We start from the raw sequence: 330 nt of genomic DNA on the forward strand, positions 1-330 counted from the left end.
CATTGGCAATCGTGGGCTCGTTTTGATGCAGGCCTTCATGGATCAGTTTGCCTTCGACGACGCGGCGAAGACGATTCGCATTGCCAAATTCAACGCCGCCGAAGTAATCCAGGGCGACCCGGCCGTCCGGCCGGACCGAGATCCGCAGCCCGGAGCCGTCCTCGGCGACCTCGCCGTACCACTGCTCGGCGGTCGCCGCGGGGCTCGGGAAGAACCCCTGGATGAGCCAGTCCCAGCTCGACCGGCCCGAGATCGCGGCCCCCTCGGACGCCATCGAGCAGACGCCGGCCAGGTCGAGCCGCCTCGGGGGGTCGCGGAGCACCGGCGCCG

1 protein-coding gene is annotated in these 330 nt (G+C 69.4%); it reads right to left on the reverse strand.

The features are described 5' to 3' along the window. Positions 1 to 330 (reverse strand): hypothetical protein (locus tag AB1L30_RS00410; RefSeq protein ID WP_367011379.1); only part of this gene is annotated, 330 nt, incomplete at both ends.

This window comes from Bremerella sp. JC817 (genome assembly GCF_040718835.1).
In the GTDB taxonomy this organism is placed as follows: domain Bacteria; phylum Planctomycetota; class Planctomycetia; order Pirellulales; family Pirellulaceae; genus Bremerella.